Raw genomic sequence first — 14451 nt, forward strand, 5'->3', positions numbered from 1 at the left:
GGTGCGCCGTGTGGCCCCCTCATCCGACCCTTCGGCCACCTTCCCCCTAGGGAGAAGAGGGAGCCAAGCCGCGACGGTCCCTTTGACGCGGAGGCGTAAACCCACACTGCATGGTCAACCCTTCACGCGCACCATATCAGGATCGTAGAGCGGCGCCAGCGACACCCGGCAGGGGATGCGTTCCCTGGCGACATCCAGCTCATAGCTGCCGGACAGGACGAAATCCTCCGTGACGCCGTCGGGATTGCGGACATAGCCGTAGCCGATCGGTTTTCCCAGCGTGTAGCCAAAGCCGCCGCTCGACAGCCAGCCGACGCGGTTGCCGTTGCGATAGATGGTTTCGCGGCCGAGCAGCACGATATCGGGCTCGTCGGGAACGAAGCAGGCGAGGCGCTTCTTGACGCCGTCGGCAAGCTGCCGCTCGATCGCCTCGCGGCCGCGGAAGGGAATGTTCTTCCTGATCTTCACCGCCCAGCCGAGGCCGGCTTCAACCGGCGTGTGGTCGGGGCCAATATCGGAGCCCCAGGCGCGATAGCCCTTTTCCAGGCGGCAGCTCTCGATGGCGCGGTAGCCGGCATTGACAAGGCCGAGCTCGCCGCCAGCAGCCATCAATACGTCATAGACCGTGGTCGCATATTCAATGGGAACATGCAGTTCGTAGCCGAGTTCGCCGACATAGGTGATGCGCAAGGCCCGCACGGGGCAGCCCGATATGCCGATGGTTCTGACCTGGCCGAAGGGGAAGGCGGCATTCGAGACGTCGCTGCCGGTCACCTTTTCCAGCACGGCGCGTGCATTCGGTCCCATCAGCGACAGCACGGAATACGCCGAGGTGACGTCGACCAGTTCGGCATGCATCTCCGCCGGAATATTGCGTGCGATCCAGTTGAAGTCGTGGGTGGCGAAACCGGTGCCGGTGACGATGTAATATTCGTTCTCGGCGATGCGGGCGACGGTCAGGTCGCATTCGATGCCGCCCTTGTCGTTCAGCATCTGGGTATAGATGAGCGATCCCATGGGCCTTGCGACATCATTGGCGGCGATCCAGGAGAGTGCCGCCTCGGCATCCCTGCCCTTCAGCACGAATTTGGCGAAGGAGGTCTGATCGAAGATGACGGCCGCCTCGCGCACCGCCTTGTGCTCGCGGCCGACGGCGTCGAACCAGTTCTGCCTGTTATAACTGTAGACGTCCTTCGGCTCCTCATTGGCGAAGAGATCGGCAAACCAGTTCGGCCGCTCCCAGCCGAGCTTTTCGCCGAAACAGGCGCCCTGCGCCTTCAGCCGGTCATAGAGCGGCGATTTGCGGCAAGGGCGGCCGCTCGAATGCTCCTCGAAAGGCCAGGCCATGGTGTAGTGTTTGCCATAGGCTTCCAGCGTGCGGGTGCGCACCCAGTCGGTATCGAAATGCGGGCGGCCGAAACGGCGGATATCGACCGGCCAGAGATCGTAGGGCGGCTCGCCCTTCGTCACCCATTCGGCGAGCGCCATGCCGGCGCCGCCGGCCGAGGCGATGCCGAAGGCGTTGAAACCAGCGCCGACGAAGAAATTCTTCAGCTCCGGTGCTTCGCCGAGAATGAAATTGCCATCCGGCGTAAAACTTTCCGGGCCGTTCAGCAGCTGTTTGACGCCAACATTCTCCAGCGCCGGAACGCGGCCGAGCGCCTGTTCCATGATCTGCTCGAAATGCTCGAAATTGCTGTCCAGCAGCGTGTAGTGGAATCCTTCGGGGATGCCTTTCTCCGCCCAGGCAATGGGGTTCGGCTCATAGCCGCCCATGACGATGCCGCCGACCTCCTCCTTGTAATAGGTCAGGCGATCGGGATCGCGCAGCGTCGGCAGGTTGGAGGGCACACCGAAGGATTCGGTGATGATATATTGATGCTCGACCGAGACCAGCGGCACGTTGACGCCGAAGCGGGCTGCGAAGGCGCGCGTCCATTGGCCGGCGCAGACGACGACGCGCTCGCATTCGATGCGGCCTTCAGCCGTGACGACGGCGCGGATCTTGCCCTTGTCGATTTCGAGGTCGAGAACCTCGGCATCTTCGAAGATCGAAACGCCCGCTATGCGGGCGCCCTTCGCCAGCGCCTGGGTGATGTCGGAGGGATTGGCCTGGCCGTCAGTCGGCAGAAAGGCGGCGCCGATGAGATCGTCTGTTGTCATCAGCGGCCAGAGGTCGAAGGCCTCCTGCGGCGTCAGCAACTGCATTTCGAGGCCGAAGGACTGGGCCGTGGTCGCCTGGCGGCGAACCTCGGTCCAGCGCTCCTCGTTACAGGCAAGACGCAGGCCGCCATTCATCTTCCAGCCGGTGCCGAGGCCGGTTTCCTCTTCCAGCCGCTTGTAGAGATCGACGGAGTAGCCGAGCAGTTGGGTGATGTTGGCGCTGCTGCGCAGCTGGCCGACGAGGCCGGCGGCATGGAAGGTGGTGCCGGAGGTCAGCTTCTTGCGTTCGAGCAAAACCGTATCGGTCCAGCCGAGCTTGCCGAGATGATAGGCCGTCGAGCAGCCGATAATGCCGCCGCCGATGACCACGGCTTTTGCCGTCTTCGGTAATTGTTTCGTCATTTATCGTTCCTGTTCAAAGGCTTGATAGGCGCGCTCGAAACGCCCGAGATTTTCGGCGGTATAGGCGGCATAATCGAACTGGATGGTGGAATGGATTTCCGAAATCATGCTCCACAGCGTCTCGCGCAGCAGCGAGGCGCATTTCATCGCGCCGTAGCGGCGGCTGAGCTCATCGGTCAGCGACCGGTCGAAATAGGTCTCGAGCATCATCTGCTCGGCGGCTTGCGAGAACTCGTTGTTGGAGGCCAATCCGCCGAGGTCAAACAGCGGCGTGTTGAAGCCGGCATAGTCCCAGTCGATCAGCCAGAGCCGCTTGCCGTCATCGAGAAAGTTTGCGGCCAGCAGATCGTTATGGCCGAAGGCGATCTCGAAAGGCGCTGCCGCCTCTTCCAGCGTCTCGGCCTTGGCGATCAACGCCGGCAGCAGTGGGAGGTGGAGGCTGCCCGACTCCTTCAGGCTGGCGGCGTAGTCGCGGATGACATGGAAGACCCAGAAGATCATCGCCGGGCCGCGGAAATGCCGTGCGATTTCATGGTGGCAGGCGCGCACCAGCGGCACGATCCGGGCCAGCATTTCCGGCGTCCTGACATCCTCGGGCGACAGCGCCCGCGCCTCGATATAGTCGAGCACCAGCACGCCGGGCGAATGGTGGATGACGGCCGGCGACAGGCCGGCAGCGTGCGCCGCAAGGCTTGCGGCAAGCTCGTTCTGCCTGAGGATGTGTTGGATCGGAATATCGGTGCCGAGTCTCACCACGCAGCGCGCGACGGCATCGCTGACCAGATAGTTCCTGTTGGTGATGCCGCCAGGTATCGGCGAAATTTCAATCGGACCCTGCCAGATGCCAAGCGCATGAATCCGATCTTCAGGCGTCATGCTATCCCCCTTGCGGCGCTGGCAAAATGATGGGGCAGAGCAGGATAGGCTGTCAAGCAGTCGCGCGCGTCCTTCCGGACGCGCAAAGGGCGCTTTAGGTCAGATCGTTTTGCCGGCGGCGTCGAAGACGTGGCAGCGGGCCGGATCGAAGAGAGCCTTCACATTTGCGCCGGGCTCGACCTTCTGCTGACCGTCGAGCGCGACCGTCAGCAACTGGCCATCCGGCGTCGTGGTGTAGAGCATGGTGGCGCCGCCGAGATTTTCGACGAGATCGACATTAACGGTCGAGAGCGTGATGGCGCCCTGCGTGAGGGATAGGTGCTCGGGGCGGATGCCGAAGGTGACGGTCTCACCGACCTCGCCTTTCAGCCGACGCGGCAAGCGGACGGAATTGCCGCAGACATGAATGCTGGTTTCGGCTTCACCGACCTCTTCGATGCGGGCCTGCAGAAAGTTCATCTTCGGGCTGCCGATAAAGCCGGCGACGAAGCGGTTGGCCGGGTTGTTGTAGAGATCGAGCGGCGCACCGACCTGCTCGATGCGGCCGGAGTTCAAGACGACGATCTTGTCGGCCATCGTCATGGCTTCGACCTGGTCATGGGTGACGTAGATCATGGTGTTGCCGAGCTGTCGGTGCAGGCGGGAGATCTCGACCCGCATCTGGACGCGCAGTTCGGCATCGAGATTCGACAGCGGCTCGTCGAACAGGAAGATGCGTGGCTCGCGGACGATGGCGCGACCGATGGCGACGCGCTGGCGCTGGCCGCCGGAGAGCGCCTTCGGCTTACGCTCCAGGAGCTTTTCGATCTGCAGGATCTCGGCGGCGCGTTTGACCTTCGGCTGGATATCGGCCTTCTTGTAACCCGCCGTCTCCAGGCCGAAGGCTAGGTTCTTGTAGACCGACATATGCGGATAGAGGGCATAGGACTGGAAGACCATGGCGATGCCGCGCTTGGCCGGCGCCACCTCGTTCATGCGCTCGCTGTCGAGCAGCAGCGCGCCGCCTGATATCTCTTCGAGACCGGCGATCATGCGCAGTAAGGTGGATTTTCCGCAGCCGGAGGGACCGACAAAAACGACGAATTCGCCGGGATCGATCGTGAGGTCGATGCCGTGGATCACATCCATCGCGCCGTAGCGCTTCTCGACCTTCTGAAGAACGACACTGGTTGCCATCTTCTCAAAACCCTCTCGTTTATTTGTCGGTTACTTCGTTCTTGCGCGCCAGTCGGCGTATTTCGGACTGTCGGGACCGACCGGCAGCGGCACTTCAGCACCGCTGTCGGAAGATTGGTAGATGGCGGTGACAAGTTCGAGGGCGCGGCGCGCATCCTGAGTTGTCACCGGCAGCGGCCCATTGCCGCTTAGGAAGGCGTAGAACTGGCCCATCTGGGTGGTGAACCGCGGTGCGACCGGCTGCCAGTCGCCGACCACACGGTCGATCTTTTCCTTGACATCATCATTGGCGGCGATGATTTTCCAGGGATCCTTGCCCGGCGTGTAGGGTTCGTGCGTGCTTTCGAAGGTGACGTTCTCGAAATGCAGCCTCAGCCGGCTGATCTGCTCCTGCGAGCCGAGCGTGCAGGAGAGCGAGACGAAGGCGCCGCTTTCCATCAGCAGGCTGGCGGAGGCGCAATCTTCAACCTCAATATCGTTGACGCGGGTCGCGACGCGGCCGAAAACCCTTGCCGCCGGGCCCATCAGATGCATCATCATGTCGTGCAGATGCAGCGCATGGGTAACGAGCACGCCGCCGAGTTCCGTCGCCCATTTGCCGCGCCAGGGCACGGCGTAATATTCCGGTTTGCGCAGCCAGAAGGTTTCGACCGAAGCCGTATAGGCTTTGCCGGCAATGCCGGCGTCGATGATCCGTTTGGCCTTCTGGATACCGTCGCCGTATCGATACTGGAAGATCGGCATCAGCACGCCTTTGGCACTCTTTTCCGCCTCCATGATCGTATCGACGGCGGCAAGCGAGCCGGTCAGCGGCTTTTCGCAAACGACATGCTTGCCGGCGGCGAGTGCCGCGACCACCTGTTCCAGATGGATGCCGGGCGGGGTGCAGATATCGATGATGTCGATGGTGTCATCGGCGAGCAGCTCCTCGAAAGAGGTGGTGCGGCGCTCGATGCCGAACTCGTCGCCGACCGCTGCCAGGCGTTCTTCGTTCAGATCACAGATCGCTGCCACCTTGAACTTGTCGGAATGCGGCAGATAGCCCTCGACGATATGCGAGCGGCCGATGCCGCAGCCGACGATCGCGACGGTCTTGATGCTCATGTCACTCTTTTCCACTACCGCCATCAGCGTTTCATGCCCGTCGTGGCGATGCCCTCGATCAGCAGGCGCTGGAAGAACAGGAAGAAGAAGAACACCGGCACCAGCGTCAGGGTCGACATGGCGAAGAGACCGCCCCAATCCGAGGCGCTGGTGGAATCGACGAAGGTGCGCAGGCCGAGCTGGATCGTATAGGTGTTCATGTCGTTCAGGTAGATCAGCGGTCCGAAGAAATCGTCCCAGGTCCAGATGAAGGAGAAGATGGCTGCTGTCGCCAAGACCGGCAGCGACAGCGGCAGCATGATCTTCCAGTAGATGCGCCAGGCGCTGCAGCCATCCATCATCGCAGCTTCGTCGAGTTCGCGCGGGATGCCGCGGAAGAACTGCACCATCAGGAAGATGAAGAAGGCGTCGCTTGCCAGGAACTTGGGCACCACAAGCGGCAGGATCGTGTTGACCCAGCCGAGGTCGAGGAACAGCACATATTGCGGGATCAGCGTCACGTGATAGGGGATCATCAGCGTGCCGAGCATGATCGAAAACCAGAAATTCCGGCCGGCAAAACGCAGCCGCGCAAAGGCGTAGGCCGTCAGCGAACAGGCGATGACATTGCCGGTCACAACAAGCAGGGAAATGACGAGCGAATTCCAGAAGAATCGGCCGAAGCTGATATCGAGCCCGGTCCAGCCGCGGACATAAGCGGAGAAATCGATTGACGACGGGATGAGCGAAGTCGACGAGAAGATTTCGTTTTCGGGCCGGACCGATGCCGAGACCATCCACAACAGCGGATAGAGCATCAGAAGCGAAGCGGCGATCAGCAGGGCGTGGATGATGAGCGACGCTTGCGGGCTGCGTTTGGTGATATCCGATGGCGGCCTGGCCGCAGTGACGGAAGCGGTCATCTCAGTCATCGTAGTGCACCCAATAACGCGAGGTCAGGAAGGAGAAGGCGGTGAAGATCGCGATGATCACCACCAGGATCCAGGCGAGCGCCGAGGCGTAGCCCATGCGGAAATTGCCGAAGGCTTCCTGATAGAGATAGAGCGTGTAGAACAGCGTCGAATTGATCGGCCCGCCGGTGCCGCCCGAGATGATGAAGGCCGGCGTGAAGGCCTTGAACGCTTCGATCGTCTGCACGACCGCATTGAAGAAGATCACCGGCGTCAGCAGCGGCAGGGTGATCTTGTGGAATTGCCGGAATTTCGAGGCGCCGTCGAGGCTCGCCGCCTCGTACATGTCCTGCGGGATCTGGCGCAGGCCGGCGAGGAAAATGATCATCGGCGAGCCGAACTGCCAGACCGACAGCGCCACCAGCGTATAGATCGAATAGTTCGGATGCGAGATCCAGCTCGGACCTTCGATTCCGAAATGCAAGAGCGCGGCATTGACGAGACCGTCGCTGGCGAAAAGCTGACGCCACAGCACGGCGATCGCCACACTGCCGCCCAGCAATGACGGCAGATAGAAGATGGCGCGATAAATCGGCAGCCCGCGCAGGCCGCGGTTCAGCGCCATGGCGACCAGCAGGGCGAAGGTCAGCTTGAACGGCACCGAGAAGACGACATAGGTCAGGGTGACGTTCATGGCGGCCGAGAATTTCGGATCCGCTGTGGCGATGCGCACGTAGTTCGCAGTCCCCACCCAACTCGGCGACCGTAGCATGTCGTAGTCGGTGAAGGAGAGATAGAGCGAAATCAGGGCCGGCCCGAGCGTCAGCCCGAAAAAGCCGATGAGCCATGGGAGGAGGAAGAGATAGCCGGGGGCATTGGCATTCCAAAGACGCCGGAAGCGTCCCTCGGCCACGGCCCCCTGATATCTTTCCACTGGTAGGGCCCCTGCGGGCGTGCGCATCGCATTGCTCATACGGGATCAGCCTCGTGCGAGAATCTGCGTGATGCCGTCGACAAGCTGTTTGCCGCCGTCGGACGGAGAGATCTGTCCAAAGGCGACCTGCTCGGCGATGTTGCGCAGAACGAGCGTGCTTTCTCCCGCGCCGGTCGGCGGCGGAGGCGGCAGCGGGCCGGCCAGATCACCGAGGCCTGCGACATAGTCGAGCGGAACCTTGCCTGTTTCGTCGAGCTTGGTTGCGACGACATCGCGCATCGCCCTTGACTCGGGAATGCCGCGCTCGACGTCGAGGATCATCGCGGCATCGGGGTTCTTGACGAAGAAGTTGATGTAGTCGACCGCCTGATCCATCACTTTCGACTGAGCCGAGACGGAGAAGAACATCGACGGTTTGCGGTAATGGCCGCCCTTCGAATCCGGTGTGATGCGCATGTAGTTGGTCAAGGCCAGCTTGTCCTTGACCATGGCCTGATAGCCGACGAACTGGTTGCTGTGCGCGTAATCGCAAGCAGCCTTGCCTAGGGTGAGAGGGCTGGTATCGATCGTATCCTTGTAAAGAGCCTGGATATCAGGCGTCACGCAAGCGCCAGCTTCGCGGAACTTGGCCCACATATCGAACCATTCAGTCGCTTCCTCTACACCGAAAGCAATCTTGGCGTCCGCAGTATAGAGCGCCTTGCCGCGTTGGCGGAGGTAGTTTTCAAGGGCCGGCTCGACAGCGCTGCCATCGGCAAAGCCGAAATAGCCCTTGCGCTTGCCGGCCTTGGTCATCTCGGCACCGATCTTGCCGAATTCCTCCCAGGTGGTCTTCTGCGTCGGCATATCGATGCCAGCTTCCTTGAAGGCCACGGTGTTCAATACGGTTGCGGCCGAGTTGGCCCCAAGGCTGACACCATAGAAATGGCCATCAACCTTACCACCTTCGATCTGCGCAGGATCGAAATCATCGAGCTGCAGCTTCGACGGCATGTAGGATTCGAGAGGGGCGAGAGCACCGCGCCGCGCATATTCAACGATGTAGCGGTAGTCCATCTGGATGATATCGGGGGCATTGCGGCCGGCGACCTGGGTCGCAAGGCGCGGCCAGTAATCGGCCCAGCCGAGAAATTCACCGGTGATGGTGGTGCCGGCATTCTTCGTCTTGTAAAGCTCCGACACCTTGTTGGTGCGGTCGGCGCGCGGCTGCGAGCCCCACCACAGGAGACGCAGGCGCTTTTCCTGGGCCAAGGCGCTGGTGCCGAGCGCCGAGAGCGACAGAAGTGCTGCGCCTCCGGCCACGAAATTACGTCTGTTTACACGCAGGGTCATTTTTTCCTCCTCCAAAGGGAAGCGCCTCCACACGCTTCCAAACCAGTTTTGCTTGCGCAAATAACTAATTGGTTACAAGCTACGAGCAAAGCGGCAAGCCTGTCAAGCGGTGTCGGTCAGAGCATGATGGCGAAAAGCGTCGACGGTTTCAGGCGACGTCATGCTCCGACCCTTCTGTTCCGGGTGGGCCGCCCTTCCAAATTCGCTTTTTACAATTTCACATCGAAGGGTTATGAGCGCAACACGTGAGGACAGGGGTGGAGCGATGAACGACAGCGGGGGAAACATGGGAAAGAAGCAGGCCCGGCGACCGTCGCCGGAGCGGACGGCCCAGCGCGATCCGGAGCGGACACGTGGCGCGATCCTTGAAGCGGCAACCCGGGAATTCGCCGATAACGGCATGGGCGGCGCCCGCGTCGACGCCATCGCCGAGCGGGCCGGCACCAACAAACGCATGCTCTATCATTATTTCGGCGACAAGGAGCAGCTCTACCTCAAGGTGCTGGAAGAGGCCTATGTCGGCATCCGGACCGCCGAGCGCGCGCTGCATATCGGCGACCGCAGCCCGGAGGATGGCATCAGCGAATTGGCGCTCTTCACCTGGCGCTATTTCCTCCAGCACCCGGAATTCCTGAGCCTGCTCGGCACGGAAAACCTGCATCGCGCCCGGTGGCTGCGCCAGTCCGTGCGGCTCAAGGAACTGCATTCGCACCTGATCGGCGAGCTATCCCAAGTGCTCGAACAAGGGAAGAAACAGGGCGTCTTCATCGAGACGGCCGATCCGCTGCATGTTTACCTGACGATCGCTTCGCTCGGCTATTTCTACCTTTCCAACCAGTACACGCTTTCGACGATCTTCGGCCGCGACCTGATCGAGCCGGCCAATCTCAATGCCTGGGAAAAGCATATCGTCCACGTCACGCTCGCCTCGATCAAGCGCTGAATAGCGAAAGCAGGATTTGACTCTTGACAGGCTCGCCGCTCTTCTGTCATCAAGTAACCGTTTAGTTACCGGCTTGGGAGGGCCGGGCCGACATGCCCGCTCCCGCCGAAAAAGATTGCAGGGAGGAAAAAATGGCACGCTTGGGCATCATCTTGCACGGCGTCACCGGCCGCATGGGTTACAACCAGCATCTGGTGCGCTCGATTCTGGCCTTCCGCGACCAAGGCGGCATCACGCTGAAATCGGGCGAAAAACTTGAGATCGACCCGATCATCGTCGGCCGCAACGGCGCCAAGATGGAAGAGCTGGCGAAGAAGCATAACATCAAACGCTGGTCGACCGATCTCGATGCCGCGCTCGCCAATTCCGACGACACGATTTTCTTTGACGCCGGCACGACGCTGATGCGCGCCGAGCTTCTGTCGAGGGCGCTCGACGCCGGCAAGCACGTCTATTGCGAAAAGCCGATTTCTGACGATCTGCAGGTGGCGATCGACCTCGCCCGCAAGGCGCGGCGCTCCGGCCTCAAGCATGGCGTCGTCCAGGACAAGCTCTTCCTGCCCGGCCTGCGCAAACTGGCGCTGCTCAGGGATTCCGGCTTCTTCGGCAAGATCCTCTCGGTGCGCGGCGAATTCGGTTACTGGGTGTTCGAAGGCGATTGGGGCGTGCCGGCGCAGCGCCCCTCCTGGAACTACCGCAAGGGCGACGGCGGCGGCATCATCCTCGACATGCTCTGCCACTGGCGCTACGTGCTCGACAATCTGTTCGGCGAGGTCAAGGCCGTCTCCTGCCTCGGCGCCACGCATATTCCGCGCCGCATCGACGAGCAGGGCAAGCCTTATGATTGCGACACCGACGATGCCGCCTATGCGACCTTCGAACTTGAAGGCGGCGTGATCGCGCAGGTCAATTCCTCCTGGGCGGTGCGCGTGCGCCGCGACGATCTCGTCACCTTCCAGGTCGACGGCACCCATGGTTCGGCCGTCGCCGGGCTGACGAAATGCTGGAGCCAGCACCGCGTCAACACGCCGAAGCCGGTCTGGAACCCCGACCAGCCGCAGACGATCGATTTCTACAAGACCTGGGACGAGGTTCCGGACACGCAGGCCTTCGACAATGGCTTCAAGGCGCAATGGGAAATGTTCATCCGCCATGTCGTCGAAGATGCGCCGTGGCCCTACGGGCTCGAAGCCGGCGCCAAGGGCGTGCAACTGGCCGAACTTGGCCTGAAATCCTGGGCCGAGCGCCGCTGGCTCGACGTTCCCGCACTGGAGTTCTGAGGCGTGACGACAATCAATCTCCCCCTCGACGGCAAGATCGTCGCCTATACGCTGACAGGCACGCCGATCGAACTGAAGAAGCGTGATGCCACAGCCTTTCCGCGCATCGCCTATGCCGCCGCCCATGTCGTCGCCGATCCGCTCGCCGACAATGACCCCTGGCTGACGCCGGCGATTGACTGGGAGCGGACGCTCGCCTTCCGTCATCGGCTCTGGGATCTCGGCCTCGGGGTCGCTGAAGCCATGGATACGGCGCAGCGCGGCATGGGGCTCGGCTGGCCGGAAGCGCGTGACCTCATCCGCCGGGCGCTTGGCGAAGCCGCCGGGCGCAAGGATGCATTGATTGCCTGCGGCGCCGGCACCGACCACCTGATCCCCGGCCCCGAGGTCACGATCGACACGATCCTCAAGGCCTATGAGGAACAGCTCGAAACGGTCGAGGCGGCTGGCGGCCGCATCATCCTGATGGCAAGCCGAGCACTTGCCGTCGTCGCCAGGAGCCCGGACGATTACGTCAGGGTCTATGATCGCATCCTGCGCCAGGTCAAGGAGCCGGTCATCATCCACTGGCTCGGCGAAATGTTCGATCCGGCGCTTCAGGGTTACTGGGGCAATGACGACCATCTGAAAGCGATGGAAACCTGTCTCGAGGTGATCGAGGCCAATGCCGGAAAGGTCGACGGCATCAAGATCTCGCTGCTGTCGAAGGAGAAGGAAGTGGCGATGCGCCGCCGGCTGCCGAAAGGCGTGCGCATGTATACCGGAGACGATTTCAACTATGCCGAACTGATTGCCGGCGACGAAGAGGGCCATTCCGACGCGCTGCTCGGCATTTTCGATGCGATCGCGCCGGCAGCGTCGGCTGCGCTCGACGCGCTTGGCCGCAAGAGCAATCACGAATTCTTCGATCTGCTCGAGCCGACCGTGCCGCTGTCGCGCCACATCTTCAAGGCGCCGACCCGCTTCTACAAGACCGGCGTCGTTTTCCTCGCCTATCTCAACGGTTTGCAGGATCATTTTGTCATGGTCGGCGGCCAGCAGAGCACGCGCTCGCTCACACATCTGGCCGAACTCTTCCGCCTGGCCGACAAGGCGCGGGTGCTGGCCGATCCCGAACTCGCAACAGCGCGCATGCGCCAGGTGCTGGCCGTCCACGGCGTTCACTGATCTCAGGCATGGCAGGGGAGGAATGAGATGCAGGTCGAAGGACTTTCGATCAACCTGGCGACGATCCGCGAGCAATGCGGCTTCGCGGAAGCCGTCGATATTTGCCTGAAGCACGGCATTACCTCGATCGCGCCCTGGCGCGACCAGGTCGCCAAGACCGGTCTCGACGAGGCCGTGCGCATCGTCAAGTCGAACGGCATCAAGCTGACCGGCCTTTGCCGCGGCGGCTTCTTTCCGGCGGCGAACGAGGTCGACTGGCAAAAGAACCTCGACGACAACAGGCGCGCGATCGACGAGGCGGCGGCTTTTTCCGCCGACTGCCTCGTGCTCGTCGTCGGCGGCCTACCCGGCAGCTCGAAGGATATTGTCGCTGCCCGCCAGATGGTGCTCGACGGCATCGCTGCCGTTCTGCCGCATGCCAAGGCATCCGGTGTGAAGCTCGCGATCGAACCGCTGCATCCGATGTATGCCGCCGACCGCTCCTGCGTGAACACACTCGGCCAGGCGCTCGATATGTGCGAACCCCTCGGCGAGGATGTCGGCGTGGCCATCGATGTCTACCATGTCTGGTGGGACCCCGATCTCGCCAATCAGATCGCCCGCGCCGGCCGCATGAAACGCATCTTCGCCCATCACATCTGCGATTGGCTGGTGCCGACCAAGGACATGCTGCTCGACCGCGGCATGATGGGCGATGGCGTCATCGACCTCAAAGGCATAAGACGGATGATCGAGGCGGCCGGTTTCGTCGGGGCGCAGGAGGTGGAGATTTTTTCGGCCGAGACCTGGTGGAAACGCCCGGCCGAAGAGGTGATCGCCACCTGTATCGAGCGCTTCCGGAGCTGCTGCCAGATCTGATTTCAATATTTGTTTCATCACGCATGCAGGAGGATCATTCGATGGAGAAACGCCGTTTTGCCCTGATCGGCACCGGAAACCGCGGCACCACCATGTGGGGCAAGGACCTGCTTGCCGGCTGGCGCGAACATGTCGATCTGACCGCCATCGTCGAGAAGAACTCGCTGCGCGGCGAGCGGGCCCGCAACATGATCGGCAGCAACGCGCCGCTTTACGAAAACATCGATTCCATGCTCGCCGAGCAGAGGCCGGATCTGGTCATCGTCTGCACGCCCGACCAGACGCATGACGATATCATCGTGCGGGCGCTGGAGTCCGGCATCGACGTCATCACCGAAAAGCCGATGACCACCTCGATCGAGAAAATTCGCCGGATTCTCGACGCCGAGAAGCGCACCGGTCGCCGGGTCGACGTGTCCTTCAACTATCGCTATGCGCCGACGGCGGCCCGCATCAAGGAACTGCTCAATGCCGGCGAGATCGGCCGGGTGACCTCCGTCGACTTCCACTGGTATTTGAACACCAAACACGGCGCTGACTACTTCCGCCGCTGGCATGCCTATACGGAAAATTCCGGCAGCCTGTTCGTTCACAAGGCGACCCACCATTTCGATCTCCTGAACTGGTATCTCGACAGTGATCCAGAAGCCGTCACGTCCTTTGCCGATCTGCAGAACTACGGCCGCAAGGGGCCGTTCCGCGGATCCCGCTGCAAACTCTGTCCGCACGCACATGAATGCGACTACTATCTCGATCTCGAGGCCGATCCTTTCCTGGATCAGCTTTACGAGGATCCCTCGAAGATCGACGGCTATTTCCGCGACGGCTGCGTTTTCCGCGAGGATATCGACATTCCCGATACGATGGTGGTCAGCCTGCGCTACCGCAACAACGTTCATGTCTCCTATTCGCTGAACACGTTCCAGCCGATCGAAGGTCATCACCTTGCCTTCAACGGAACCAAGGGCCGTATTGAGATCCGCCAGTACGAGGCGCAGCCTTGGGAACAGCCGAAAGAGGACACCATTCTTCTCATCCGCAATTTTCCGAACGGCCAGGAAGCCGTCGAGCGCATCGTCGTTCCGCATTTCACCGGCGGCCATTACGGGGGCGACGACCGCATGCGCAACATGATCTTCAAGCCCGAGATGGAAGACAGGCTCGGCCAGCGCGCCGGCACCCGGGCGGGCGCCATGTCGGTGCTCTGCGGCATTGCCGCGCTGACGAGTTCGCGGACCGGCAAGGTGGTCGAAATCGCCGAGCTGATGCCCGAGCTTGCCAATGACGGCTCACCCAATTCGCTGAGGACACCGCGCTGACGCTAAA

General features: G+C 61.7%; 12 protein-coding genes. 5 read left to right on the forward strand and 7 right to left on the reverse strand.

All coding sequences use genetic code 11. The features are described 5' to 3' along the window. Positions 1 to 114: 114 nt before the first annotated feature. The 7 genes from PYR71_RS04875 to PYR71_RS04905 form a co-directional block, all read right to left on the reverse strand. The gene (locus PYR71_RS04875; protein ID WP_275618421.1) at positions 115 to 2565 is read right to left on the reverse strand and encodes a GcvT family protein; all 2451 of its coding nucleotides are present in this window, start codon (positions 2563 to 2565) and stop codon (positions 115 to 117) included. Further along, positions 2566 to 3441 carry a phosphotransferase gene (locus tag PYR71_RS04880; RefSeq protein ID WP_275618422.1) on the reverse strand — a complete coding sequence of 292 codons (876 nt, stop codon included), beginning with the start codon at positions 3439 to 3441 and terminating at the stop codon, positions 2566 to 2568. It lies immediately after the preceding gene. Positions 3442 to 3540: 99 nt separating this feature from the next. Continuing rightward, a complete protein-coding gene (locus tag PYR71_RS04885; protein ID WP_275618423.1) occupies positions 3541 to 4617 on the reverse strand; it encodes an ABC transporter ATP-binding protein in 1077 nt (358 codons plus the stop codon). A 30-nt stretch (positions 4618 to 4647) separates the two neighbouring features. Beyond that, complete coding sequence (locus PYR71_RS04890) at positions 4648 to 5745, reverse strand: Gfo/Idh/MocA family protein (protein ID WP_275618424.1); 1098 nt, start codon at positions 5743 to 5745, stop codon at positions 4648 to 4650. Beyond that, positions 5745 to 6632 carry a carbohydrate ABC transporter permease gene (locus tag PYR71_RS04895; RefSeq protein WP_275618425.1) on the reverse strand — a complete coding sequence of 296 codons (888 nt, stop codon included), beginning with the start codon at positions 6630 to 6632 and terminating at the stop codon, positions 5745 to 5747. Before PYR71_RS04895 ends, PYR71_RS04890 begins: the two co-directional genes overlap by 1 nt. Next, positions 6625 to 7584: a carbohydrate ABC transporter permease gene (locus tag PYR71_RS04900; RefSeq protein ID WP_275618426.1), complete on the reverse strand. Its 960-nt coding sequence runs from the start codon at positions 7582 to 7584 to the stop codon at positions 6625 to 6627. The genes PYR71_RS04895 and PYR71_RS04900 overlap by 8 nt, the downstream gene beginning before the upstream one ends. Positions 7585 to 7590: 6 nt before the next feature. Continuing rightward, positions 7591 to 8877, reverse strand: a complete 1287-nt coding sequence (locus PYR71_RS04905; RefSeq protein ID WP_275618427.1) for an ABC transporter substrate-binding protein — start codon at positions 8875 to 8877, stop codon at positions 7591 to 7593. Between the two features lie 265 nt (positions 8878 to 9142). Here PYR71_RS04905 and PYR71_RS04910 point away from each other — a divergent pair, with 265 nt between their 5' ends. The 5 genes from PYR71_RS04910 to PYR71_RS04930 all read left to right on the forward strand — a co-directional run bounded on the left by PYR71_RS04910 (position 9143) and on the right by PYR71_RS04930 (position 14444). Beyond that, on the forward strand, positions 9143 to 9820 hold the full coding sequence (locus PYR71_RS04910; protein WP_275618463.1) for a TetR/AcrR family transcriptional regulator: 678 nt from the start codon (positions 9143 to 9145) through the stop codon (positions 9818 to 9820). Positions 9821 to 9951: 131 nt separating this feature from the next. Then, positions 9952 to 11100: a Gfo/Idh/MocA family protein gene (locus tag PYR71_RS04915; protein ID WP_183919095.1), complete on the forward strand. Its 1149-nt coding sequence runs from the start codon at positions 9952 to 9954 to the stop codon at positions 11098 to 11100. 3 nt (positions 11101 to 11103) lie between these two features. Continuing rightward, positions 11104 to 12267: a dihydrodipicolinate synthase family protein gene (locus PYR71_RS04920; protein ID WP_183919094.1), complete on the forward strand. Its 1164-nt coding sequence runs from the start codon at positions 11104 to 11106 to the stop codon at positions 12265 to 12267. Positions 12268 to 12294: 27 nt separating this feature from the next. Continuing rightward, positions 12295 to 13125 carry a sugar phosphate isomerase/epimerase family protein gene (locus PYR71_RS04925; RefSeq protein ID WP_275618428.1) on the forward strand — a complete coding sequence of 277 codons (831 nt, stop codon included), beginning with the start codon at positions 12295 to 12297 and terminating at the stop codon, positions 13123 to 13125. A gap of 41 nt (positions 13126 to 13166) precedes the next feature. After that, positions 13167 to 14444 (forward strand): Gfo/Idh/MocA family protein, encoded by a 1278-nt coding sequence (locus tag PYR71_RS04930; protein WP_275618429.1) that lies wholly within the window; start codon positions 13167 to 13169, stop codon positions 14442 to 14444. Positions 14445 to 14451 lie beyond the last annotated feature (7 nt).

Source organism: Rhizobium mulingense, assembly GCF_029194105.1.
In the GTDB taxonomy this organism is placed as follows: domain Bacteria; phylum Pseudomonadota; class Alphaproteobacteria; order Rhizobiales; family Rhizobiaceae; genus Rhizobium; species Rhizobium mulingense.